26 protein-coding genes are annotated in these 24,766 nt (G+C 49.0%); 19 read left to right on the forward strand and 7 right to left on the reverse strand.

The features are described from left to right. Nucleotides 1-3 precede the first annotated feature (3 nt). Together hpaD and MSED_RS05045 are read left to right on the forward strand one after the other, a co-directional pair. The gene (hpaD, locus tag MSED_RS05040; protein WP_012020950.1) at nucleotides 4-930 is read left to right on the forward strand and encodes a 3,4-dihydroxyphenylacetate 2,3-dioxygenase; all 927 of its coding nucleotides are present in this window, start codon (nucleotides 4-6) and stop codon (nucleotides 928-930) included. Continuing rightward, a complete protein-coding gene (locus tag MSED_RS05045; protein WP_012020951.1) occupies nucleotides 927-2,393 on the forward strand; it encodes a 4-hydroxyphenylacetate 3-hydroxylase family protein in 1,467 nt (488 codons plus the stop codon). Before hpaD ends, MSED_RS05045 begins: the two co-directional genes overlap by 4 nt. Nucleotides 2,394-2,397: 4 nt before the next feature. Here the strand turns inward: MSED_RS05045 and sdx are convergent, their stop codons facing one another. Further along, a complete protein-coding gene (gene sdx / locus MSED_RS05050) occupies nucleotides 2,398-2,727 on the reverse strand; it encodes a sulredoxin (RefSeq protein ID WP_012020952.1) in 330 nt (109 codons plus the stop codon). A 162-nt stretch (nucleotides 2,728-2,889) separates the two neighbouring features. Between sdx and MSED_RS11980 the strand changes: the two genes are divergently transcribed. From MSED_RS11980 to MSED_RS05070, 5 genes are read left to right on the forward strand one after another with little or no spacing between them, the layout of a single operon-like run. Continuing rightward, nucleotides 2,890-3,153 (forward strand): HEPN domain-containing protein, encoded by a 264-nt coding sequence (locus MSED_RS11980; protein WP_012020953.1) that lies wholly within the window; start codon nucleotides 2,890-2,892, stop codon nucleotides 3,151-3,153. Further along, nucleotides 3,065-3,319, forward strand: a complete 255-nt coding sequence (locus tag MSED_RS12295) for a HEPN domain-containing protein (protein WP_048806918.1) — start codon at nucleotides 3,065-3,067, stop codon at nucleotides 3,317-3,319. Before MSED_RS11980 ends, MSED_RS12295 begins: the two co-directional genes overlap by 89 nt. After that, entirely contained in the window at nucleotides 3,297-3,641 is a 345-nt protein-coding gene (locus tag MSED_RS05060; protein ID WP_012020954.1) for a nucleotidyltransferase domain-containing protein, read from the forward strand. The genes MSED_RS12295 and MSED_RS05060 overlap by 23 nt, the downstream gene beginning before the upstream one ends. A 13-nt stretch (nucleotides 3,642-3,654) precedes the next feature. Then, complete coding sequence (locus tag MSED_RS05065; protein WP_012020955.1) at nucleotides 3,655-3,942, forward strand: hypothetical protein; 288 nt, start codon at nucleotides 3,655-3,657, stop codon at nucleotides 3,940-3,942. A gap of 26 nt (nucleotides 3,943-3,968) precedes the next feature. Next, entirely contained in the window at nucleotides 3,969-5,381 is a 1,413-nt protein-coding gene (locus MSED_RS05070; protein ID WP_012020956.1) for an MFS transporter, read from the forward strand. Here the strand turns inward: MSED_RS05070 and MSED_RS05075 are convergent. The 3 genes from MSED_RS05075 to MSED_RS05085 form a co-directional block, all read right to left on the reverse strand. Continuing rightward, entirely contained in the window at nucleotides 5,374-5,802 is a 429-nt protein-coding gene (locus MSED_RS05075) for a hypothetical protein (RefSeq protein WP_012020957.1), read from the reverse strand. The two genes, MSED_RS05070 and MSED_RS05075, sit on opposite strands and share 8 nt — an antisense overlap. Then, nucleotides 5,799-6,341 (reverse strand): class I SAM-dependent methyltransferase, encoded by a 543-nt coding sequence (locus MSED_RS05080; protein WP_012020958.1) that lies wholly within the window; start codon nucleotides 6,339-6,341, stop codon nucleotides 5,799-5,801. Before MSED_RS05080 ends, MSED_RS05075 begins: the two co-directional genes overlap by 4 nt. 169 nt (nucleotides 6,342-6,510) lie before the next feature. Then, nucleotides 6,511-7,119 carry a methyltransferase family protein gene (locus MSED_RS05085; protein WP_012020959.1) on the reverse strand — a complete coding sequence of 203 codons (609 nt, stop codon included), beginning with the start codon at nucleotides 7,117-7,119 and terminating at the stop codon, nucleotides 6,511-6,513. Nucleotides 7,120-7,352: 233 nt separating this feature from the next. Between MSED_RS05085 and MSED_RS05090 the strand changes: the two genes are divergently transcribed. Next, nucleotides 7,353-7,703 (forward strand): ArsR/SmtB family transcription factor, encoded by a 351-nt coding sequence (locus MSED_RS05090; RefSeq protein WP_012020960.1) that lies wholly within the window; start codon nucleotides 7,353-7,355, stop codon nucleotides 7,701-7,703. Here MSED_RS05090 and MSED_RS05095 read toward each other — a convergent pair. After that, complete coding sequence (locus MSED_RS05095; protein ID WP_012020961.1) at nucleotides 7,691-8,629, reverse strand: nucleoside hydrolase; 939 nt, start codon at nucleotides 8,627-8,629, stop codon at nucleotides 7,691-7,693. The two genes, MSED_RS05090 and MSED_RS05095, sit on opposite strands and share 13 nt — an antisense overlap. 315 nt (nucleotides 8,630-8,944) lie before the next feature. Between MSED_RS05095 and fabG the strand changes: the two genes are divergently transcribed. The 7 genes from fabG (at nucleotide 8,945) to MSED_RS05130 (ending at nucleotide 16,227) form a co-directional block, all read left to right on the forward strand. Beyond that, the gene (gene fabG / locus MSED_RS05100) at nucleotides 8,945-9,688 is read left to right on the forward strand and encodes a 3-oxoacyl-ACP reductase FabG (protein ID WP_012020962.1); all 744 of its coding nucleotides are present in this window, start codon (nucleotides 8,945-8,947) and stop codon (nucleotides 9,686-9,688) included. 8 nt (nucleotides 9,689-9,696) lie between these two features. After that, complete coding sequence (locus tag MSED_RS05105; RefSeq protein ID WP_012020963.1) at nucleotides 9,697-10,854, forward strand: thiolase family protein; 1,158 nt, start codon at nucleotides 9,697-9,699, stop codon at nucleotides 10,852-10,854. 1 nt (nucleotide 10,855) lies between these two features. Beyond that, on the forward strand, nucleotides 10,856-11,149 hold the full coding sequence (locus MSED_RS05110; RefSeq protein WP_012020964.1) for a Zn-ribbon domain-containing OB-fold protein: 294 nt from the start codon (nucleotides 10,856-10,858) through the stop codon (nucleotides 11,147-11,149). A gap of 95 nt (nucleotides 11,150-11,244) precedes the next feature. Then, complete coding sequence (locus MSED_RS05115) at nucleotides 11,245-12,843, forward strand: alkaline phosphatase family protein (RefSeq protein ID WP_012020965.1); 1,599 nt, start codon at nucleotides 11,245-11,247, stop codon at nucleotides 12,841-12,843. Between the two features lie 90 nt (nucleotides 12,844-12,933). Further along, nucleotides 12,934-13,770 carry an undecaprenyl-diphosphate phosphatase gene (locus MSED_RS05120; protein WP_048060036.1) on the forward strand — a complete coding sequence of 279 codons (837 nt, stop codon included), beginning with the start codon at nucleotides 12,934-12,936 and terminating at the stop codon, nucleotides 13,768-13,770. Between the two features lie 70 nt (nucleotides 13,771-13,840). Then, nucleotides 13,841-14,773 carry a zinc metalloprotease HtpX gene (locus tag MSED_RS05125; RefSeq protein WP_012020967.1) on the forward strand — a complete coding sequence of 311 codons (933 nt, stop codon included), beginning with the start codon at nucleotides 13,841-13,843 and terminating at the stop codon, nucleotides 14,771-14,773. Nucleotides 14,774-14,913: 140 nt separating this feature from the next. Next, complete coding sequence (locus MSED_RS05130) at nucleotides 14,914-16,227, forward strand: MFS transporter (RefSeq protein WP_012020968.1); 1,314 nt, start codon at nucleotides 14,914-14,916, stop codon at nucleotides 16,225-16,227. A 110-nt stretch (nucleotides 16,228-16,337) separates the two neighbouring features. On the opposite strand, the gene MSED_RS05135 is transcribed toward MSED_RS05130, so the two are convergent. Further along, nucleotides 16,338-16,862, reverse strand: a complete 525-nt coding sequence (locus MSED_RS05135; protein WP_048060037.1) for a hypothetical protein — start codon at nucleotides 16,860-16,862, stop codon at nucleotides 16,338-16,340. A 90-nt stretch (nucleotides 16,863-16,952) separates the two neighbouring features. Between MSED_RS05135 and MSED_RS05140 the strand changes: the two genes are divergently transcribed. Beyond that, a complete protein-coding gene (locus MSED_RS05140; protein WP_012020970.1) occupies nucleotides 16,953-18,449 on the forward strand; it encodes a class I adenylate-forming enzyme family protein in 1,497 nt (498 codons plus the stop codon). A 305-nt stretch (nucleotides 18,450-18,754) separates the two neighbouring features. Here the strand turns inward: MSED_RS05140 and MSED_RS05145 are convergent, their stop codons facing one another. Beyond that, on the reverse strand, nucleotides 18,755-20,008 hold the full coding sequence (locus MSED_RS05145) for an ATP-binding protein (protein ID WP_012020971.1): 1,254 nt from the start codon (nucleotides 20,006-20,008) through the stop codon (nucleotides 18,755-18,757). Between the two features lie 445 nt (nucleotides 20,009-20,453). Here MSED_RS05145 and MSED_RS05150 point away from each other — a divergent pair, with 445 nt between their 5' ends. From MSED_RS05150 to MSED_RS05160, 3 genes are all read left to right on the forward strand, one after another. Continuing rightward, nucleotides 20,454-20,870 carry a universal stress protein gene (locus tag MSED_RS05150; protein ID WP_012020972.1) on the forward strand — a complete coding sequence of 139 codons (417 nt, stop codon included), beginning with the start codon at nucleotides 20,454-20,456 and terminating at the stop codon, nucleotides 20,868-20,870. A 43-nt stretch (nucleotides 20,871-20,913) separates the two neighbouring features. Beyond that, nucleotides 20,914-23,772 carry a thermopsin gene (locus tag MSED_RS11815; protein ID WP_012020973.1) on the forward strand — a complete coding sequence of 953 codons (2,859 nt, stop codon included), beginning with the start codon at nucleotides 20,914-20,916 and terminating at the stop codon, nucleotides 23,770-23,772. A gap of 400 nt (nucleotides 23,773-24,172) precedes the next feature. After that, nucleotides 24,173-24,604, forward strand: a complete 432-nt coding sequence (locus tag MSED_RS05160; protein ID WP_012020975.1) for a hypothetical protein — start codon at nucleotides 24,173-24,175, stop codon at nucleotides 24,602-24,604. The last annotated feature ends 162 nt before the right edge of the window (nucleotides 24,605-24,766 follow it).

Below are 24,766 nucleotides of genomic sequence, written 5' to 3' on the forward strand. Positions count from 1 at the left end.
CTCATGACTAACTTAAACGTGCTCAGGCTTTCTCACGTGTGCGTGAGAGTAACAGACCTAGAGAGGGCTGAGAACTTCTATGTCAATCTCCTTGGCTTCGTGGAGACGCAGAAGGATGGAGACTACCTCTATCTCAGGGGGATCGAGGAGGGACAACACCACAGTCTAGTTCTGAAGAAGGCAAGCTCTCCAGGCCTGTGCTATATTGCGTTCAGGGTTAGGGAGGGACTCGATAAGGTGAGGGAACTGGGTAACTCCACGAGATTCAAGGAGAAGGGGGTGGAGGACTCCATACTTGTGGAGTCGCCTGGAGGAGTTCCCCTCCTCTTCTATCAGGACATGGAGTATGTGGGTGATTTGAGGCTGAAGTTCTATCTTCATCGAGGCGTATCCCCGGTGAAGTTAGCCCACGTGAATTACGTGGTAGGTAACCTTGAGAGGGAGGAGAGATTTTTCAAGGACCTCGGGTTCGTGGAAACCGAACGTTTCCTGGACAAGACAGGGAGGAAAACAGTGGTCTGGCTCACAAGGAGGGGTAACTCCCACGAAGTGGCAATAGCTGAGTCCCAGAGGAAAGTTCCAGGCTTCCATCACGAGACCTTCTACGTACATGACGTAAGGGACGTGATTAGGGCAGCGGATTTGCTTGCATCCATGGGGTATTGGGACAACATAGAAAGGGGCCCGGGAAGGCATGGGGCCACAGAGGGGTACTACATCTATCTCAGGGACCTGGACATGAATAGGCTGGAGTTCTTTACTAACGATTATGAGGTGTTAGACCCAGATAAGTGGAAGACAGTGGAATGGACCCACGATCAGTTTAGGTTTAGGAGCGATTTCTGGGGAAGACCAATCCCAGATTCCTGGCTCAAGGAGTGGATGCCCGTGGAGAACCTTCACGGAGAGTTAAGGGGGTGGGAAGCATGATAAGGAAAGGGAGTGACTACATAGAGAGTATAAGCAAGAATCCGCCTGTGACCTACTACGAAGGGGAAGTTGTGAGCGACGTTGTAAATCATCCCGCGTTCAGGATCCCGGTTAAGACTGTGGCCAGCTACTACGACCTTCACTGGAAAGTTGACGGGTTGAGGGTCTACAACAGAGACGTCGGTGAGGAAACTAGCATAAGCTTAGTCAGACCCAGGAGCAAGGAGGACCTCCTGAAGTTAGGGGAGGGGCTGGTAAAGATCTACGAGTTCTATAGGGGTTTCTTCGGAAGAAGCCCAGATTACATGAACCTATGGACCATGGTCTTCTTCGCCCACGCTGAGGACTACTTCGGGAAACACTTCGGTTCGAGGTTCATGGAGAACGCCATGGAAATCTATCGGGAATCCACAAGAAAGGACCACTTTTACACACACGCCATAGTTGCCCCGATGTATGACAGATCTAGACCTCCGTCTCAGTGGGAAGATCCGTATATACAGATAGGTATCACAGAGGAGAGGCCAGAGGGGGTTGTGGTCAGGGGTGCAGCCATGATTTGTACGGCAGGACCCTACGCCGAGATGCTGTGGTATCTTCCGAACATGAGGAGGGACTCTGACCCTAGGTATGCCCTCTACTTCTCAATTCCCACAACTACCAAGGGAGTAAGGTTCATAGCGAGGAGAGGGTTCCAACCAAGGGAGGGTGGCGAGTTTGAGTATCCCATCTCCTCAAGGTGGGACGAGGCTGATGCAATCCTGGTCTTGGATAACGTGTTAGTCCCGTGGGACAGGATCATATTCTTCAAGAAACCTGAGCTCATTGAGGACCTCATGTGGCATACTGTGGGGCTCAGGGGATGGTTTAACTGGCACTTCATGATACAGCACTACACCAGGCTTAAGTTTTTGGCAGGGCTAGCCATGACTATCACCGAGGCAGCCGGCACAAGTACCTTCATCAACGTTCAAGAGAAAATAGGCGAGATCCTCCTATACGTCGCACTTAACGAGGCTGCCCTCTACGGTTCCGTGGCCAGAGCCCAGGAATTACCCAACATCGTGAGACCCGATCCCTATATCTCAATCTCAGCTAGTCACTTCAACATGAAGGCAGTACCACGGGCAAACGAGATCTTGAGGCTCATAAGTGCAGGTTCATCCATACCAATACCCGCCGGAGCAAAGGACTTCACGAACCCCGAGGAAAGGGCTTACCTAGAGAAGTACATGGCAATGAAGGGATTCGATGCTCTTGAGAGAGTCAAGACCTTCAACCTCCTTTGGGACGTGATAGGGTCGGAGGTAGGAATGAGATATGAGCAATACGACCGGTTCAGTAGGGGTGATCCCACGATCAGGTGGGCCCAGACTTACACTGAGGTATTCAGGGATAGGAGAAACGAGTTCGTGAAACTGGTCAAGGAAATTCTGGATCAGATGCCCAATCCAAAGGCCTAAAAAACTACACGTCGACTTCTATCCAGCCACCATTATCCCTGACCTGATATGTCTTCAAGCCAAGTTTTTCCTTGGGTGCGTCCTTGGCTACGTATGGAGGCTCCAGCATTTCACCAGTCTTAAGGTTGAAGACTGCGTGATGGCAGGGACACTTCACTGTTAAGTTTCCGGAGTCAAGTTCACCCAGGATACACCTAGCGTGAGAGCAAACCGCATCCATTCCGTAAAGCGTTCCATTAACATTCGCAATGAAAATTACCTTATCATCTACCTTAACGGCAGCATGACCTGCCTTTTCCAGTGCCTTTGCACTTATGGTTCTTTTCCAAGTCATGGCAAAGATCTTTTTCTAGATCTCTTAAAGATTTCACTTTATAAAAATATAAATGTCTTAAAACAGACAAAAAATTAAAATGAAAATAGTGAAGAGGGTCTCCTGCACTGAATTGAAGGAGCCTTCATGAACGCTAAATACCCTTGAAAAGACCTATTCCTAATGAGTGGGATCAGGATTCAACTGCTTAAGGCGAGGGCTTTACAGTTTCTTGAAAATGCTAGACTTAACGTGGAAAAGGGATATTATGATTTGGCCGTGTTTAACTGTGAACAATCACTTCAACTCTATCTAAAGGCGATATTACAGGAACCCTTTGCGTCCGAATTCAGATCTCATGAGCTTAAATCACTCCTGTCTCATCTCTCTAAGCTGTTGGGAGAGCGAGTTTCAGGAGGCACAGAGGGAAATAGATGCGTTGACTAGGTCAAAAAGGGATTTCTTAATTGATTTAGAAAATGCGTATATCGATAGCAGATATGGTGACGTGGAGTACGATAGGTCTCATGCCGAGGAAATTTTGAAGTCCACCGAGGAGACCATAAATAAACTGGAGGTGATTGCTAGGAATGTCAAGCTGGGTAAGGGATAAGTTTGAGCACCTTTCCAAGTGGAGGGAGTATGCCAAGGCCATAGCGGATTCGGCAAGGGAGTTTGATCCTGGGGTGAAGGTTTACGTTTTCGGGGGAGTGGCAGAGGATAGGATAACCGTGTTAAGCGATATAGATATACTTATCATTTTTCCTAGACTATTAAGTGACAGGGACATAATCAGGTTAAGGAGAGAAATACTTGTAAGGGCTATGGATGAGCACTCTCCTCCCTTTGACTCTCCGGTGGAGCTACACGTAGTTGACTCTGAAAGGGCAAAGGAGTATCTCGGTCGTGCAAGGAAGTTGATTGAGATAACGTAGGCTCCACTAAGAGTTGAAGGATCCCAGTTATCACGGAATCCATGATCTCATAAACTCTCCTCTCCTCGCGTTTAAGGTACCTTTCCGAGAAGAGTCTCTTCTCGTTTATGCGGAACCTGTTAAGTTCGATTCTCCAATGATCAGAACCAAGAGACTCAAGATCTTAGTCTTCTTGTCGGATGGGCCGTCCGCTATTAAACATGAATTTCATGGGTACCCGAGATTCATGGGTACCCATACAATGAAGGGACTAACGGTTCCCGTGGATCACATGGACCAGGGGCCCTCTGAGCAATCCTAATTAATCCTGTTATCGATATATCTAATATGAGGAGCGAGTTCTGGAAGTTCGTGCCCATCCTCGCCTTCATTTCCATTATGACCATGTATGTGGAGATGGTGGTGCTCCCCTCATTACCGAGGATAGAGTCGCAGTTCAATGTTACGTCATCAGAGGGATCTTGGATACTTTCCTCGGAAACCCTCACAGGGATGGCACTCGCTCCCTTAGTGGGTAGACTTGCAGACTCTTGGGGGAGGAAGAGAGTGCTACTCTCAATCCTTTCAATTTACATCGTGTCCGTTGCCCTAACTTCCTTGTCCCCAAACTTTGCTGTACTCATAGCCTCAAGGTCTGTTCAAGGCATCGGGTTAAGTATTAACCCTCTAGCGTATACCCTTCTCAGGGAAAGGCTTAGCAACAGGGAACTTCCAGTTGCTCAGGGTGTGATAGCCTCCACTTTCGCTGTTGGTGCAGCAGTTGCTCTGCCTATTGGTAGTTTCATTTCTCAGTATTACTCCTGGCAGTTCGCTTACATAACCTCTCTCCCCTTCCTAGTGATGAGCGTAATACTGGTTTACCTTCTTTTTCCCAGCTCAACCGTGAGAACAGGAGAGAAGATTGACGTCGTGGGAGTTGGGTTGCTGTCATTGGGTTTCCTACTTGTGGGAATTGGTTTCACCGAGGCCCCTAGCTGGGGATGGACCTCTCCTGGGTTCTTCTCCCTTCTGGGTCTCGGAGGCCTCATCCTAGCCTACTTTGCCCTTCGTGAGAGGAGAGTCAACAACCCAGTCATCAATCCCGAGGACCTCAAGAACCCAAACATCTCCGTTCCTCTCCTTTCCTCGTTCATAACGGGTTTTGGGCTTTTCCTTACTTTCCAGTCCCTTGTGTTCATTTTCGAGTTACCTAGACCAGTGGGATACGGTTACAGCATCCTGCAGACCGGAGAGACAATGGCGCCCATATCCCTGGTGCTCCTAGTTGGTGGACCACTTTTCGGAAGTCTAGTGAACAAGGTAGGTTATAAGAGAGTGATCCTGTCTTCCTCAATGGCATCTACTGGGACCTTAGGTTTACTAGCCTGGGTCGTGGGCAAGGTAGGTGTGCCTGAACTCATGGGTGTCCTGGTACTCGTGTTGTTCTTCATTTCTGGGATGAATGTTACCAGGATCACACTTCTGCTGGCCTCATCCTCTAGGGAGAAAATGTCGTCAATCACGGGGACTAATACCTCAATGAGACTCATGGGTAACACGCTAGGGCCTATCATCAGTGGATCGCTTCAGGACACGTATAAGTTCCCCCTGTTCTCCGGCTTTCTGGGTAGTATCCCTCTCTTTACCTTCATACCCTCGATTCAGGCCTTTCAGTACTCCTTCCTCATCTCCATGGCATCAGTGATCTGCGTGGTAATACTTGCAACGAGGATAAGGGAAACGTCCATGTTGACTAGCTAGTTTTCCAGCTCCTCCAATCCCCGAACTTGTCGTACTCGGGGCAAGCTCTCCTGTAGTTTATACCCTGAACCCAGTCCACGTTGACGAAGGTATCGAAGAACTTCCTCTCCATGGTACTGGGCCTTTCAACTAGGGGAGAGATCTCGCTTACTACGGACTCCATCTCCTCTCTTGAGGAAAAGTACAAAACGATGACTCCCCTGCTCATTAACCTAAGTGGGAAGGGGAAGAAGGAGAACTTCCACGGAACGCCTAGCTCGTCCAGTAGGACTAGAACGTCATCCAGTTGAACCTTAAGGGAGGAGATGGGTATCCCTACCTTCCAGCAGTTGAGGGAGTTTGAATGTTGAACTCCCTTGAGGAACTCAGCGTAACATACCTCGCACTTCCCCCACTCCTTCCTCCCCTGAACCCACCTCACTTTTCCACCAGGGCCCACCATTCCATGAATGAAGAACCGCTCCTTATCACCTTGAACTTGGAGAGTAATTCTTTCCACTCTTCCTCCTTCACGCTTCTCGGGTCCTTTCCTCTTCCCTTCCTTGAGCTCACGTAGGCCCTCGCAGATCTCCTCATGACCCTCCTCATTTCATCTACTGCCCCCTTGTGATCCACGAGACAACATAGCACAAGGTTTGAGAACACGAAGTCCACACTCTCGTCACCAAGAAAGCTCAGGGAACTTGCAGACCCCACCCTCGCCTCAACGTTGCTTAGACCCTTCCTCTTGATCCTATCTATTGCCCTTGGGTCAGGGTCAACTGCCCACACCTTTCCCTTCTCCCCCACCAACCTGGACAGGAGAGGGATGAAGAAACCTGGCCCAGACCCCACGTCCAGAACAGTCATCCCTGGGATAATCGAGTCCCTAAACCTATCCAAGATCCTGGTTGGGGGCGAGAAAGCCCTCCTCACTGGATTATCAAGTATGAACGGCGGTATTTTCCTATCCTGAACCATAAGTCACGGTGGAATGATAGGTTAAATTTTTTCTCATTAGTGTATTAAGTAGAAATATAAATCGGTTAATTCAACATAGGTTTAGGGCCGGTTTCTTTCGTATAATGAGCTCATGTTTAGAAGGAAAGTTAGGATTACTTAAGGCTGGATTGAGCAGACACTAGTCCTCCTACACTATACCGGGGATAAACCTCTTCTTGACGCGGTTCATGTAAGAAATATACTCCTCTCCCAGTTCTTGAGTCAAGAGCTTTTCCTCCAACTTTGCTCTACGACTGTACACCAGGAGAGACGCTGTTATGGAAAGAACTATTGCGAAGATGGACCTTGAGGCGATTGCCACTCCGGTCAGTATGATAATGGCCCCACCGTATGCTGGATGCCGAACATATGCGTAAGGGCCGGAGTCAACAACCCGGTGATTTTCTAGCAAAGTCACTACGGGAGAGAAGAATTTTCCTAAGGTCAAGATTGCCCATAACCTAAACCCTATCCCTACTAGCGCTAAAATAACTCCCAAATATACCAAGAGAAATGGTAACTCGCCTAATCCAGAGTAAAACGAGAAATATGTAAAGAAAATATCCACGAAGTATATTCCGAAAAGAGTAACTATCAGAACAATATAGGATCCGAACTCTCTCCTTCTTATTTTCCCTCTTTGCTCACCTCTTTTCCAAACTCTAGGGAGAAGATATGTAAGTAATAACTCTACTGAAAGGGTTCCATATGACAACGCAAAAACAATTTCAACGGTCTCGGCAAAATTGTTAATCATTAAAATAGTTACCTTATCATAGTATTAAGGTTATCTTAGTGGTTATGTGATTATATCTATTAATAGAAAATATATGAACTGATCTTACCATGATTGCTCCTTTCATCCTTCTAGCCGTTAAAGGGAAACTTCACTCATTCACGCGAAACGAGTCCGGGATAGTCACGCACCTAGATCACGCTCTAGATTTTCAATGTAGGTATATTTTTAAGCGTAAACATGGATATTAATTCATGGATAATAGACCGCTAATACTTGAACTTGAATCCTTCTTTTCAGCGCTATCTGATGGAACGAGACTGGAGATAACCCTATACCTGAGGGATCACGAGGCAACTGTGCAGGAAATAGCTAACGCGCTTGGGAAGTCCCAATCGTTAATATCTCATCATCTCTCATGTCTCAGGAACTGCGGAGTTGTGAACGTTGAGAAGAGGGGGAAATACTCGGTCTATTCCCTTAACGGCGAGGCCGTGAGGAAGATAATAGATGAAGCAATAGGTCATGTTAGTAGGCATAGTAAATCGATTCTTTCCTGCGAGATAGTGAGGGAGGAAAAGGGAGAACTCACTCAGACCCGTTGACCTCCCAGAAGATCTAGGAGCATGGCAATGAACTTGCCCCTATCTATTTCGTAGACCACGTTCACGTTGGGCTCCTTGCCCAGGACTCCTAGATAGTCAATCACCGTGGCACCCCTGGTAAGGCAATCGCAGTTCTCCACGTCGACGAACTGCCTCTCCACGCGGGTCGCCACACTCTGATCCAACGCAACAGCAGTTGTGATGAGGTCGGGGTGTGGGTTCCCCCTCATCTTCTGCCTGGTCATGGCGAAGTTCCTGTAGTGGGTATAGAAGTTGATGTAGAGCTGACTCATCTCGGTGTTCATCCTCTTAATCTCCTCCCACTCCTCATTCACGGTGTACTGTGTTATGAGGTCCCACGCAACCATGGTAATGTCGAATCCAGCGTTAAACACTAGCTTCGCGGCGTCGGGATCAACCCAGATATTGTACTCTGCGGCGGGCGTTATGTTGCCGTGACCGTTGATGGTACCACCCATGACCCAGACCTTACCTATTTTTTCAGGGAGACTTTTGTCCTTGAGGTACGCCATGGCTAGGTTCGTGAGCGGAGAGATCGCTAGGAACTCGAGCTCTCCCGGATAGCGATCCGCGGTCTCCAGGATGAAGTCGACGGCGTGCTTGGGCTCAGGTTTGGCGTTGGTCTCCAGGGCAGAGTCACCAATACCCCCCTTTCCATGAACGTTCTCGACTGTCCTGAACCCCTTGATTAGGGGTCTCTCCATCCCTGGGTATACCTTCAAGTCCACCTTGAAATATCTACGGGCAAAATCAGAGGCCCATAGCGCATTCCTCACCTCCACAGGGAATGAGACGTTGCCCTCGACCACGGTGATACCGTGTACCTTCATTCCCTTGTGCAGGAGAAGGAATAGACTAAATATATCATCCTCGGCCGTGTCGCAATCAATGATGAAATGTCTCATGAATGATAGTCTATAAACTCACTAAAGAAACTAAGCCTTAAGTTAACTAAAGTTTATATGGAGATCATCCTGACTCTTCTCAAAGTTATTCGAATCGCCTAGAAAGGATAGCCCAAGTAAAGAGTCTCAATATAAATTTCCTGGTGCCGTATTCTCTGAATGTTATATAGTATAGTAAATCGATTAATCTTAGCTTGAGGCCGTTTACCAGTATGGACTTCCTGATTCATATAAAGAATAAATGGAGTCCGAGTAAGCTTCCCATCGATCTCAATAATGTTGAACGTTTTTTACCCGCGCTCTCAGGTCTATGGTATGGGAGTTCAACACGAGAATAGCCTCGCCCTGGTAACTGGAGCGGGGAGCGGAATAGGTTTGGCCATAGCACGTAAACTCGGGGAGAAGGGATTTAAGGTGGCCATAGGGGATCTCAAGAATTATGAGGAGAGTGCCGAGAACCTGAGAAAGCTTGGTCTCCACGTGGTGGGTCTACCACTGGACGTAACTAACTGGGACTCATGCAGTGAGTTCGTCGAGGCCTCCATGGCCCACTTTAAGACGGATCACGTTGACGTCCTGGTTAACAACGCTGGCATTATCCGTGACTCACTCTTCGTAAAGATGTCGAGGGAGGATTGGGACGCCGTTATCAAGGTTCACCTCTACGGGGCCTTTAACATGACCAAGCAGGTGGTTGAATCCATGATCTCCAAGGGACACGGTAGAATCATAAATATGTCGTCCCTGAGCTGGACCGGAAACGTGGGCCAGGCTAACTACTCTGCGGCGAAGGCTGGCCTCGTTGGTTTCACCAAGACCCTCTCCAAGGAACTTGGAAGATACAACATCACGGTTAACGCCATTGCCCCAGGTTTCATTGATACCCCCATGACCAGGACTGTCCCAGACAAGATAAGGGAGAAGTTCATGGAAAGGCTCTCCATCAAGAGGATAGGCGAGCCAGAGGACGTGGCCAACCTAGTGGCGTTCCTGGCCAGTGATGAGGCCTCCTACATTACGGGAGAGTTAATTGGAGTTACGGGAGGACTCACCTTCTAGGTGATACCATGATCTTAGGTTTCGGAAGTACGGTACAGAAAACCTACCCGGGCACCACCTTTGAGCTTCTCTCATCCACACTTGATAAGGCCCTCGAGATGGCCCACCTAGACAGAGGTAAGATAGACGGGCTAATTGCGACCTTCCTCCCAGGTACCTTTGACGGTAACTTGGCCCTGCATTTCTACACGGGACAGCTGGCCCAATACCTTGGAATAAGACCTAGGTTCCTAGATTACGTGGACTTTGGGGGAGCCTCTGCCCTAGCCATGCTCTATAGGGCAGAGAAGGCGATTTCTGCAGGTGACGCCGATAACGTTGTCATAATCGTGGGCGGGAAGGCGTCTCCCGTGAGGGAGAGGAAAGTGACTGCAGATTCGGTGGACAGGGCATATCAAGGTATAAGGCTCACTCCCTTCGACGAGGTGTTCAGGGTTTACGACGACCTGAACCCTGTCACGGACTACGCACTTGTGGCGACGAGGCACTCGCACCTCTTCGGGACCACGGACGAGCAGAGGGCGTCCATAGCCGTGAAACAGAGGTTTAATGCCCAGGGAAATCCCAAGGCTATGTACAAGGACCCCCTCAGATTAGAGGACGTGCTCTCCTCTAGGATGGTTAGTACTCCCCTTAGGTTGCTGGAGATCGTGTATCCAGTTGACGGCTTCCACGTGTTCGTCGTGGGGAAGTCAGGAGGTAAGTCAGACCTAAGACCCTTGTCCGTGAAGTACTTCGGGGAGGCCCACTGGCCGGAGATGCCTCCTGAGCTACCGGATATAGTGTCAACGCCCGCAGTCGAGAGTTCCAAGGGGGCCAGGCCACTCCTTGAGAAGATGGACTGCTTTGAACTTTATGACTCCTTCACCATCACGGTCCTCCTTCAGATAGAGGACATAGGTCTCGCCGAGAAGGGAAAGGGAGGTAGGTTCGCCCAAGATGTCAACTTCACCTATCAAGGGGAGATCCCCATTAACACGGGAGGCGGATCGCTCAACGTGGGTCAACCAGCCTACATGAGCGGTGGGGTGATCCTGGAGGAGGCGCTCATCCAGTTAAATGCCATGGGAGAGGGGAGACAGGTCAAGGGGGTAGACATGGTCCTGGTTAACGGGATAGGTGGATGGAACAGGGCTCACTCGACTACCCTAGTTCTAGGTGAGTGAGATGGAGAGCTTCAAGGAAGGCAAGATCCCATACCTTCACTGCCTCGACTGCGGGTATAACTTCTTTTATCCCAGGGATAGATGCCCTAGATGTCACGGGGGCAAACTGGAGTCCAGACTTAGCTCGGGGAGGGGAGTGATCTTCTCCTACACGGAATTCCAGGGAGGAATTTACGCCATAGTTGAGATGGAAGAAGGATTTAGGCTATACGCTAACGTTAGGGAGAAGGTGAGGATAGGCGATAGGGTTGTAGCTGTTCCGGGAAAGGGGAGGCCGGAGTTCGTCAAGGGATGAACAACTCCCACACAACTATATAGTACTACGTAGTCTATATGTTACTCCATTTTTATATAGACAACGATTATATTTTCAAGTAAAAAGTTGAGCTCATGAAGGCTCTAACTTGGATCGGAATAGTTCTCACGCTTCTCTCGGCTCTCTCTTTTCTTTCAATCGTGAGCTCTGGAGCGACTCAAGCCACAGCCACACCAATAAAACATGTCATATTCATAGAACTTGAGAACCACGCTTTCGACAGCATTTACGGCACTTATCCCTTTGGATACCCCGTGATCGTGAACAATATCACCATGTCAGTCATGAGGCCCGTGAATTACATTTACAACTTATCCCTCCTAAACACCCTGTCTCAGTCCCACGGAAACGTAACCTGGATCTCAGTTCCCGCCGGAAAGGGCTACCTTCACCCCTATTACGCCAATTCAACCGTCCTAGTAAATCCCAAGGAAGGTTACACCAACTATCATGAGGACTGGAATTGGGGGCAAATGAACGGCTTCGTGAACGGATCTGGCCCTCAGTCACTGGCTTACGTCTCATATGAACAGGTACCGCTCCTCTGGGATTACGCCGAGGAATACGTACTCTTTGATAACTACTTCTCTCCCACCCTATCCGTGACTGTACCCAACAGGATTGCATACATTACAGGTTTTCCCACTCAGGTTGAGAGCGACGCCCCTCAATTTGGGTTAATACCTCTTAACGAGTCTATCCTTTACCAGCTCACGGAGAACAATGTAAGTTGGGGCTGGTACGAATACGGTTACTCCAAGGACTTTCAGATACTATCCCCTGATCTTTACCTTGGATACAACAACACGGCACCCCTGCCCGTTAGCCTCTTGAAGGGAGCGAATCAGTGGAACTCGCACTATCACGACCTTTCAGACTTTCTGGCTGAGGCTAGAAACGGGTCTCTTCCATCAGTCTCATACGTCATGTTCACGGGTCCCATGGGGTATGACGATCACGTGCCCGGTTACGATATGCATCCTCCCTACAATACCACACTCGCTATGCTCATGCTCTCCACAGTGATCAACGCCGTGATGACGGGGCCAGACTGGAACTCCACTGTGATTTTCATCACCTTCGACGAAGGCGGAGGATACTACGATCCAGTCCCTCCACCAATAGTTAATGGGTTCGGTCTCGCCAATACTCCAACAATATCCAAGATATTACCGGGTTACTTCACCCTAGGGCAGAGGATCCCGCTCCTTATGGTTTCGCCCTACTCCAAGGAGGGATTCGTGGACAACTACACCGCTTCGGGCTACTCAATCCTTGCCTTCATTGACTACAACTGGCATCTTCCCTACCTGAACCCCATAGTGAAGGAGTTCGGACCAGAGTCAATCCTTTACGGGCTTAACTTCACTGCTCCAAGGCCTCCCCTGGTCCTGACCCCTGAGAACTGGAGTTATCCGGTTCCCCTACAGTATCCAATTCACTACGGCTACGTGGCAACCATTAACAATAACTACAGCATCTACAACGCGATCTACCACGATAAGCAGATGGGCAACTACACGCCCCCGCAGTACTTCCTTGAGGGCAACGTGGTGCAAGGCGGGGTTCAGGAAGCCACGGGCTCCTCGGCTGGTTTCCCAACCCTCCTCCTGTGGATTCCAGTCCTCCTCATCATCATAGCCGTGGGAGTCCTCCTGGAGAGGCGTAAGTGAACTATATAGAGTATCGAGTCTATGTAGAACTATATTTTTTACTAATTCTATATGTGCAAACCCTATTTTTCTGAACACGTCTTACCGCGCATGAACTACGTCTTAGTTGGTATAGTTCTCGGTCTAGTTCAAGGAATCAGTGAGTGGTTGCCCATTAGCAGTAAAACCCAGGTCTTGATAGCCTCAACCTTTCTCCTGGGCTTACCCTTCTCCCTGGCATACGCCTTCGGCCTCTTCATGGAGATTGGAACCATTTTCGCTGCGGTGATATACTTCAGGCGAGAGATAGTTAGGCTGGTGAAGGCCCTGGTGGGTAGGGGAACATCGCAGGACGTCAAGTTGCTCAAGTTCGTCGTAGTCATTACGCTGATAACGGGGATGATCGGTGTTCCGCTCTACCTTTTCGTGATAAACTTGGTCACGTCTGCGGTCGTGGGAATTCCCATGACTGTCCTTGGGGTAATCCTAGTCTTGGATGGGATAGTGATCTACTTAACAAGGAAGAGATATGTTCCCAGAAGAGGGTTGAATGAACTCACGTGGAGAGACATGGTGATCGTGGGGATAGCTCAGGGGTTGGCAGCGCTCCCGGGAGTTAGCAGATCTGGGATGACCACCTCAGCCATGATCCTCCTAGGGGTAAAACCAGAGGAAGCGTTCAGGCTCTCCTTCCTTTCCTTGATTCCGGCTGCGCTCGGAGCAATAGGTGTCACCGTGATATTTAGTAAGGCTGAGGTAGTGCAAGCCGTCCACCTCATAAATGTGACAGGACTTGCCGTATCCATGATAGTTGCCACGGGAATTAGCTTGGTTCTCATTGACGCGCTCCTCAAGTTCGCGAGATCAGGTAGAGTCCTCATCCTGGTATTTAGCCTAGGAGTGCTCGCGATCATTAGTGGGATACTTAGCTCGATCTTTGGAGGTTAAGAGTTCCATCGGGAGATAGGAAATCTCCCTCAACTCTCAAACTTTTAATTTTAGCCAACGAACTAATTCCATGAGCGTTAAGGGAAGGCTCCTCACTAGCATGGGGTTTGCACTAATCCTCACCGTGGTGTCAGAGGCCCTCATCCTTCTGGTTATATCCTCAGCCCTCAGGATCTCGCTCGTCTTAGTTTTCCCTCTACTCTTCGTGTTCTGGTTATTTCAATGGCTAATCTCACCTTACCTTGTGGGAAGGGGAGGAATAGAGATTCATTCAAGCGACCCAGAGTATGGCTGGTTAGTACAGATGGTGAGGGAGGTGGCGCTCGCGTCGAGGATATCCCCACCTAGGGTTTTCCTCGTGGATGCTCCCTATCCCAACGCCTTCGCCTATGGAAATAGCGTAAGCGGGAAAAGGGTGGGAATAACCATACCTCTCCTTCAGATCTTAGACGTGAATGAACTCAGGGCTGTAATAGCCCATGAGGTGGGTCACCTGAAACATAGGGACGTGGAAATTGGGATGACCCTAGGCTTGATACCTACTGCCCTGGGTTACATTAGCACCCTCCTCATGAACTTCGGGTTTTTCGCAATACTCTTAGCAGGAGACGAATTTGAGCTTCTATTTGCCCTACTTGCCTTGGCCCTTGGTTTTATCCTTCTAGTTGCCACGTTAACTCTTCAGGTCTTTGTCCTATGGTTCAATAGGCTGAGGGAATCCTATGCCGACTACAACTCGTATGAGGTCCTAGGTGAGGGATCGAGCGCCCTTGCCACTGCTCTGGCAAAGATAGAGCTATACATGCAGAAAATTAGACTGGACCCCTTCACTGGGATCATTGTGACGGCAGCCCCGGTCAGGGTCGAGAGCCAGGAACCTCTCCTCGTTGTGAGGGAGTGGCTCAACAAGAAGGTGAGCGTCTTCACGGACATACTTTCCACACATCCACATCCGGCCAGGAGAGTCCAGATGCTGTATAGGCTAATCAGGGAAGGCGGTTAATTCGCACGGTTTTGGTGGAGGATCAATCACTTAAGCTCCCTTGAGTTCTTACTAACAGTTTAGTGGTAATACGATATCCTCTAAACTTTTTAGAGATCACATTCGTAAACCTTTAAAATATAAGCAGTTCTTATGACTCGATGGATCCAAATCTTCCCAGTAAGAACCTGGACAAATTCTCCTGGTCCAAGGTTCATACCTTCGCCTTCATAGCTTTCTCTGCCGGATTTTTCCTAGAGGCTTACATTTTTGGTATGGCCTCCATAGCAACTGGCTGGGTAAGCGTTCCTAAGTTCCTCACGAGCACTCTCCTGGCATGGGCACCCCTCTGGCTAATCATAGGGATTATGGTGACCGGTCCCCTTTCCGATAGACTTGGCAGGAAGACCATGTTCTACATCACCATGGCCTTATATGGGGTTGGCGCAGTGGGACTGGTTTTCAGCGGGACCTACTATCTAATCCTTCTTTTCCTTGCCATGATGCTCTTCGCCGCTGGGGGTGAGATGAACACAATCATGGTCGCGACCCACGAGATAATGCCCAGGAAACACAGGAGCAAGGCCTTCTTCCTGGAGCTCAACTTCATTAACGTTGGAGGTTTCGTACTAGGTCTCGTGGGTTACCTGGTTCAGAACCAATCGGTGTTTTTCCAGAGACTCATGATAGGTGTCACAGTCCTCATAGTCCTCGTGGTTCTGATGTACACCAGGCTCAAGATTCCCGAGTCCATACGGTGGCTCGAGAAACAGGGTAGACTTGAAGACGCGGACAAGGAAATCAAGAAGTACTTCGGAGATATAAAGATAATATCGCAGGATGAATTGAGGCCAAAGATCACGGTTAAGAAGCTTCCCATGTGGTTTAAGCTCCTGGTCGTAATCCTGGTTGCGGCTGCCAACACCATCGGTTACGGTCTCATGACCTACGTCCTGGGGCCCTACTACTTTCCGAGTCAGACTGCCATGATCATACTAGTGACCAACCTAGCTGAGATGCTTGTGGGACTGGTGATAGGCGTGTTCGCTGACTCCCTGAGCAGGAAACTACTCCTCCTCATCTCCTTTGTGGGGGCGACGGGATTCACGTTTCTGATCATGGGGACAATACCCATGTGGAGCAAGAGTCTGACCCTATTCTACTCTCTACTGGTGTTGCTAAACGTGTTCGTAGGGATCTCCTATCTTACGGAAGATGCCCTCAAGAGCGAGATCTGGCCTACCCTCAAGAGGGGTACAATAACGGCGGTGGCAAGGTTCATATCCATTGGAGCTTACATTCCCACGATTTACCTTACAAGTAACTTCAGCATTTTCCAGTACACTCTGTTCAACGGGCTAGTATGGGCAGTGGGTATGGTAGCAGCCATATTATGGTTCGTGAAGGGGTATGAGACCGGTAAGGGAATCAGTGTCGATGAAATTTCGGAGGAAGTAGAAGGAACGAAGGTGTGAACCAGTTCCCTTTTTTGTTCTTGTCTAATTTTCCTTATCCTGATATCTCTTCACGTTTTCTCCTTTAGATTATGTACTGTATATAGCTTCACGTTAAAGGCATCCATACGTTACCTTGAGGGTGTAGTAACCTTGCCCTTCGTCAGCAACATTATTATCCCAACCATTTTCACAATGTCCCCCACAATGGAGACTACACCAGCGTGGAAGAGGTACAGGGGAAGCCCTGCGGTGAAGATCACGGCACCCCAGAAGAAAAGCGACGAGTACAACCTGGATATCTGATTTGCAGTTAGGTAAATGGAGATTCCAGCTATTGGCTCCAGAGTGTAACCAGCTACTATTACCTCAATCCCCAGGAAACTGTGGAGGAACGCGAGTATTAACCCAACAAGGGTTATTACGATCGCTGAAACTGCGAAATAGTCCATTATCCATTGCTTCTGAAGTTTACTCCTATGATAACTTAAAAAGGAGGGGATGGCCACTGCCCAGACCACGGTCATTATCCCCAGAAACGTGGGGGAGAGGGCGTACCCTATCCCGTTCAACTCAAGGAGAACTAGCCCGTAAAGTATCACTAGGGATGCGATCAAGCTTATCACGTTACCTTGAAACAGGAACTTCCTATCCATATGATTCATTTAACGTAAAAGAACTTAAACTAGTGGTAAACTCAACTTTTCAGAGGGTCACTTTTTAAGCCATGAGGAGTTCACGACTCAATGATTAGAGGCCCAATTTTACCCGACCTCAGACCTAGAACCCAGAGCGATATCCTAGAGTCCTCTGGGGAAGGCGTGGCCATAAACTTCCTTGGCAACAGGATAAGTTACCCCGAGCTGAGGGGAATGGTGGAGAGCGTTTCCTCCCAACTGGAAATTGGCCGGGGAGACGTGGTAATCCTCTCCACCCAGAACATACCGCAGTTCGTCATTGCCGAGTACGCGGTGTGGAGGAAGGGAGGGATTGTGTTGCCCGTTAATCCCAGTTACACGCAAGCTGAACTGGACTACTTGGCAAGGGACTCTGGGGCGAAGCTCGTGATCGCGTCATGTGAGTCCAACGTTCCCTCGAACTTGCCTGTGATCAGGACCAATCCTCACACCTTTCACAAGGTGGAAGGGTGGAATATCCCGGACTGCGAAGAGGAACTCAACCTCAAGTCGGGGAGAGGGGACAGGGTGAACTACTCCCCCCAAGAGGTCGCGGTCCTGATGTACACCTCGGGAACAACGGGGAAGCCCAAGGGAGTTCCGATTACGCACTCCAACCTTTACGCCTCCTCTCTCATCTACGTGAGGTGGTTCCAGTTCACGGGACGGGACAAGGTCCTTGGGATCGCACCATTCTTCCACGTGACTGGGCAGGTCTTCCACGTGACCACGCCCGTGATGGCTGGGTCGCAGATAGTAGCAACTTTCAGGTTCGATCCCAGGTCAGCACTTAGGACAGTTCAAGAGGAGAGGACCACGGTAACCATGAGCGTTGCCACAGCGTATAGGGCCATGCTCAACTCCTACTCTGGGGAAGACCTAACGTCGATGAGGTTATGGTCCTCTGGCGGGATGCCAATGCCTCGAGCCCTAGAGGAGGAGTGGAAAAGGTTGACAGGTTCCTGGATCTATATGGCCTGGGGCCTCACGGAGACCACATCACCGGCCACGCTGTGGCCTTACCCCTACTCAGGCGAGCTACCGGTTAACGAAATGGGTGTAGTGAGCTCTGGGATGCCCGTGTACAACACAGAGATCGAGTTGGAGGACGGCGAGCTCCTGGTGAGGGGTCCTCAAGTCGTGAAGGGTTACTGGAAACAGGAGGAGTTCAAGGACGGATGGCTTCACACAGGGGACATTGGCGAGATAAGAGATGGTTGGGTTTACGTAATAGACAGGAAGAAGGATGTCATAGTTACCTCGGGCTTCAAGGTAATGCCGAGAGAGGTGGAGGAAGTTCTTCATCTTCACCCTGGGGTTGACGAGGCAGTTGTCGTGGGTATACCGGACGAGTACAGGGGCGAGCGGGTAGTAGCCTTCGTGAAACCTAGACCGGGAGCCAAACTGAACCTCGAGGAACTTAAAGAGTTCTGTAGGACAAGGCTAGCCCCATACAAGGTCCCCAGAGAGATCAGACTTGTGGACGAGATTCCGAAGACAGGTTCAGGCAAGATTATGAGGAGAGCCTTCAAGGAGGAGAGGTCACCAAGTCATAGTAACAGTTAACCTTGGGTTTATGGACTGAAGGCCTGCTTAGGGAACATAACCTAAAAGTTTCACACGGAAACTTGTTCATGAAGGCCCTACTGGCTAAATATGTCCATAGGATGGGTTGAAAGACCTCGCTTACCCAGAGGAACCCCTTGAAGACTTCACCGGTCTCCTGTACATTCTGGATATTTCTATCTAGAATTTACAACATTATATAGTTCAGACATTCTATTAAGATCACAAGGGCAAGCAACAGGCATGATTCATCAAGTCAAGGGTAAGCCTATCCTGGCTTTCATCAAGTGATCGACTCCTAGACTTCACAGAGTGTTGTAGTCTCTCAGCAAGAACTGATACAAGGGGATTACCCTTATCTCCATGCCCTCATGCTTGATTGTCTCCCTTAAATCCCAGCTGACAACTATTAGCTCCTTGGCCCTTGTTAGCTCGTGACCCCTGATTAACCCCCTTATTTCCCTCTCCTCTACTACATCGCTAGCATAGGTAACCTGAATCAGTCGAGAGTTTAACTCATCGTAAAAGTCGACCTCGAAACCGTTCCTAACGTAGTATAAATGATCTGTACCCTGAAGTTCTCTCACGAGCTTGATAGCCACCAGGTTCTCCATTATTCTACCCTTGTCCTTTCCTTTTATGGCTACGCTTGAAATTATTCCAGGATCTACAACGTAAACCTTCTTGTTGTATGTTAGCCTTTGCTTTAGCTTCTCGCCGTACCTTGGTAGAAAGAAGATTAGGTATGCCTCACTCAACCCATTAGCCCACATCTCCACGGTAACCTTGTTCAGACCCAGGACTTTAGCTAAAGAGGAGAGCGAGACCTCATTGGAGTAGTAGGAGACTAGTGTCCTGGCAAACTCCCTAAACTTACCTATTTCCCTAATCCTGTATCTCGCTATCACGTCCTTGAAGAGTATGTCATTATAGATGAAGTTCACCTGTTCCCTGCTCAGAATTAGGGACTCCGGAAATCCTCCCTCCACAATGTAGTTCTCAAGTTCCACCTTCAGTCTGGATACCCTTAACGTGGAGTAAAAGTCGTTATCTGCAACCTCTTCGCCCTTATATCTCAGGTACTCGCGAAAGGAAAAGGGAAAGAGGATGAAATCGCTGTGTCTACCCGTTAGGGATGTAGCTAGCTCACCGGACAAAAGTTTGGAGTTGGTCCCAGTGACGATTACCCTCTTCACATCCCTTAACCTTGAAACGAAGGGCTCCCAGCCCTCTACTCCTTGTATCTCGTCAAAGATGATGTATTCAACGTCACCGTACAGCTCATGAATACCCTGGAGAACCTTATTCAGTTCCTCTTTCCTGATACCTTTCAATCTCTCATCTTCGAAGTTTACATACGCGAATTTTTTCCCCTGAAGGAGAAGAGTTGCCAGGGTGGATTTTCCAGCCCTCCTTACTCCTAGGATGGCTAGGGCGTTTGGGGCCCTCAAGTACTTAAGTAGATCTGGGACGTCCCTCTTCACTATCCTTCCTCTCAATTTATTTTGAAGTATGTCTGACTGATCCACTATGACCTGCTTAATATCCTCAATATCCACAGGGTATATTCGGGACAGCGTTAATATGGTTTATTGTACTATACCAAGTTATCGAGAAGTTGGTATAGTATACTATACCAAGTCATCTTATATACTCCTATGACATCGCCTTGTATGGCAACAATAGGGCACTACCCAAGATAGGTTTGAAACGTGATAACCCACTACTTTTGGTTATAAATGTCGTGACTGAGGAACAGCAATTACATATAGATAACGCGACCTAAGGCCAGACATGGGAAACTTACCTAGTTCCTAACCCCAAACATAAAGGAGAAGGAGTGGCATAAACTAAACAATCGCTGGAAACTGAAAACCATTTTACAAACCCAAGGACACTCTACCTTATCACTGATAATTTTTTAAGTAAAACAATGTTCGTTTTAAATGAAATTAATAGAAAAGTTTAAATTCTTTGAAGTGTAGAGAATAGCAGTGAACCCTGTTGTATAAAAAGCTTCTAGTTGGATATGATGGATCGGAGCAAGCCAGGAAGGCGTTGCTCCACGCTATCCAACTGGCTAAGCTTCACTCCTCAAAGGTGGTTGCGGTCGAGGCAATAGACTCTGATCACTTCGTGATCGAGGGCTATTACAGGGAGGATCACGTCAAGATTAAGGAGAGGATAATGGCCCACACCGAGGACATCAAGAGGATATCTCACGAGCATGGAATTGACGTGGAGTTCAAGGTGGCTAGGGGTCCACCTGATCAGGTGATCTCGAAGTTCGCTGAGGAGGAAGACGTTGACCTGATAGTGTTAGGCACCAGGGGATTTAAGGGACTTAAGAAGGTTTTTCTCGGGAGCGTTAGCTCGTCGGTTGCCGAGAGGACCAAGAGGCCGGTCCTAGTCGTGAAGTGAGAACTTGGAATAAGTTTATATCACGTTCTCAATACTAATCCTCATGAAGTTTCTCGTGCTTACTCTGCTGGTTCTATCCTTGATCCCCGTAATTAACAGTTCTATGGTCCCAGCTCATCCACCTGCAGAGTTACCTTCGCATCTTCGCGGAGATCCATCCTCCTCCTTCTACCTTCTCCCTAGGTACTATGAGAGCTTTTGGTGTACCGTGTACACGGGTCAGAACGTTACAGGAACGCTGAACTCTACTAACCCAGTAGTATTGTTTGTAATGAACTCGAGCCAGTATCAGGCCTTTACTCAGTCAGGATCCTTCAACTCCCTGTTCATGGCCTACGGAAACAACATCAGCTTTAACGTTGGTCCACTTCCAGGGGGTGAGTATTACGTCGTTGTTGAGAATAACGGTTCCCTCAATGCAAACGGGTTCCTTTCCTATTCTGCAGTACCTCTGGTCCCCTTCACCGTCCACTCCTATCTCCCTGCCCCTGTGGGAATAGCGGACTACGGCGTGAAGAATACCTCCAAGGGTCTACAGGGTTACATCGTGAAGTTTAACGAGGTCGTGGGAGAGTTCACCGTGAACTCAATATCAGCTTACAACTCAACTCCTCCCAGCGGAATCTCTCCCTACTCAGCAACCCTTCAGCTCAACGTAGTACTTCAGGTTAACACTGTTCACGGCGGATATCAGTACTGGCTTCAGGACGTTCTCTTGTTCTTCACAAATAACGACACAGCGTGCGTAGAGGATAACGTGTGGAATTTCACAAGTTACCCCTCAATTCTCTCAAACTCCACCTTGACGGGACAGGGACACGTTTACCCCTACAGGGAAGGAAACTACATCGAGTATTACTACGCTTACGGTATCTCTGCCTTCAGGTATTCCACACCCTTCAAGGGACAACTAGTAATGAGGACCAACGTGGTCCCTCAGGGCATTGAGGTCATGTTTGGGTTCTACAACGGCACCATGAATTGGTACGACAACGTAACGATCCACGAGAGCGGAGTCACGAGCGCATATATGTTGGTGGACGGCTTCAACACCACTGGAAGAGGGGTAAGATATGACGCCGAGCTCGTGTTCGGAGGGGGAGGGAGTGGGGAGATCACTAACTTCAACTCAATGAACTCAACGCTTTCACTCATGTACGTAGTGAATGGGGTTAACGAGACTCCCCAGGAGCTCTACGGATATGGGGCGGACACGGCCGAGGCCGCGGATAACCTTAAGACAACCCTCGTGAACGGGGTACCCACGGTCACCTTGGGGCAAGAGAACTTTTACGAACCCCTATACCCCGTGGGATCTCCCTTTGGCCACTTCTCGTTCGCCGTGTTGAGAGCAGAGCAGGGAGCGCCTGTTGTGGTTAACGTGAGCGTACAGGTGTTTAATGGTGTGGGGCCCTACACCTATAGGTTCTACCTGGACGGAACACTAGTGAAGGCGATAACGGGTGGATCCACGCTCAATACTCAACTTAATCTCGGCGTTCTCACCGTGGGCTCACACAATCTTACCGTGATTGTTGAGGACGGACTCGGGCAGACTGTGTCTAGCTCAACGAACTTCGTTGTTGGGGTTGGACCAGTTATCACAATTTCGTCGCAAACCATCCTGGATTACGGCCAGCCACTCAGGGTCACGATCCAGGTTAACGGTGGAACTCCACCTTACACCGTGTTGCTTCACGTGAATGGGAGTACCTACACTGTGACTGGTGACGAAGTGACCCTGAACCTAACTCCGGGCACATACCTAATTTACGCTACGGTTACGGACTCGCAGGGGGTCTCCTCCACGTCAGGGAAAGAGATCGTGGTCGTGAACCCTGACCCAACAATCCAGTTGAGATTTCCCTCAACCCTGGACGTGGGAGAGGGAGGGAACGTCACCTACACCGTGAGTGGTGGTACTCCACCCTACGTCGTTACCCTTTACCTCAACGGTACCCGCGTGGGGAATTTCATCAGGTTTAACTCACCTGGGGTCTACGTTCTCTCAGCGACCGTGAAGGATAGCCTGAACTTCACGATTTCCAAGAGTATCGTGGTTACGGTGAATCCTGATCCCACAATCTCCGTGACCGCCTTGTCAAGGCTAGACCAGGGACAGGCTAACCTCATCAACGTGAGCGTCGAGGGAGGTACACCTCCCTACAAGTTCTCGTACTCAATACCTGGAGTCTTGACTAGTACCACAAGCAACCCAAACTTCACGGTGAACGCATCTCCTCCGCCTGGAAACTACACCTTTAACGTCACGGTCAAGGACTCCACGGGATTCGTGACGTCGAAACTAATTACCTTCCAGGTAAATCCAGATCCCTCCCTTCAGGTTGAGTATAACTCCTCGATCACAGAGGTTAACATCCCAGTTCTGCTTTTCGCGAACATCTCAGGCGGAACTCCTCCCTACTCCCTGTCCTGGTCAACGCTAGGAACCTCACTTGGGGGATCTCAAACCCTCCTGTTCCATGAACCCCCTGGAAACTACACGGTGACCCTCACCCTCAAGGACGCGGTCGGGTTCGTCGTGAATAGAACTGTCAACATCTTGGTGTATCCAAGACTCGAGGCAAACATCTCAGTGCAGGAGGGGAATTCCCTTGTGGGCGGTTATGCAGTACTTTCTGCCTTAACCAGAGGAGGCGTATCACCTTACTCCTATACCTGGTTGCTGAACGGAGAGAAGGTGGGGGATCAATCGAGTCTTAACCTGTCCTTATCGCCGGGTAAATACAACGTAACACTAGTGGTGAGGGATTCCTTCGGAGTTGTGTCCACGAGTCAAGTTAACGTGAATGTCGGTTACGGTTATGTGGTATACCTAGTTCCCGCGATAGCGATCGTGGTGATAGGAGTGGCGATAGGGCTTAGAAGACGCGGTACCTGATGACTGCATTAGTTTCATTACAACTCCTTTTTTGAACAACTTCTCAATGACGAGAATACTATGTATAACGGGTTATATGTCAAAGATTACACATGAACGTGAAAGAGCTATCAGGGGATGATATAGTTGGAGACCTGCATCCAAGCATAAGGGATAGTTGTCTCGTGTTGAGAAATAGCTCTGGATCCACGGGCAGTGCCATACATCGTAATTCAATCCCGGAGCGCTTTCATAACGGTCTAGGTCAGGAAGCTTTCTCTGTCTCATCTCTTGAAAATTTTCCGAAAATGATTTCATCTCTGACTCCTCCACTGTCATTTAAGGTTCCTCATTCTAGAGGGAGGAGTTAACCCCATCATGTTATGAAAAGGATTATTAGTTCAGTTGAGAAACCTACCCTATGAAGCTCACCGTACTCATCGTCATATTACTGGCCATAGGCTTGGTCGGCTTTGGGGCATTCAGAGGGGCACATATCCTATCTCCATCACGCCCCAGTTCCACGAACGTGACTCCCTCTAACACTCCCTCTAACACAACCTACCCCTCGTTCCAACAGGGGATCTACGTGGTAAACTCAACCGTTTACCTAGTTTACTATTCTCAGTTCTCGCAGGTTAAGATTGGGAACACTACCTTTATCCACGGGGGGCCAATCATGGCTGGATTCAACGGAGTCTATCTGGTGGAGAACTCCACACTGCTAAATCTCAACGAAGTTCAGATTTACAACGGTAGCTGGTTCAACATCTCCCTTCCAATCTTCCATCAGGGCCCAGGGGCTTTCCCAAGGGGTACACTTTACCCTGCCGGATCAGTGATCCCGCTTTAGGCCGTCTAAGGGAGTTGTGTCCACACCTCATTTTCTCACGTGCTAACTCAAATTCAAGGAATAGGGAGTAATGTGGAGTATTTGATTACTTAACGTCAATTCTACGAATAAATATGATTGAGAGAACAATCTCAATTTTCTAACACTCCACACCATCAATGA

It is taken from the genome of Metallosphaera sedula DSM 5348, assembly GCF_000016605.1.
Classification (GTDB): Archaea; Thermoproteota; Thermoprotei_A; order Sulfolobales; family Sulfolobaceae; genus Metallosphaera; species Metallosphaera sedula.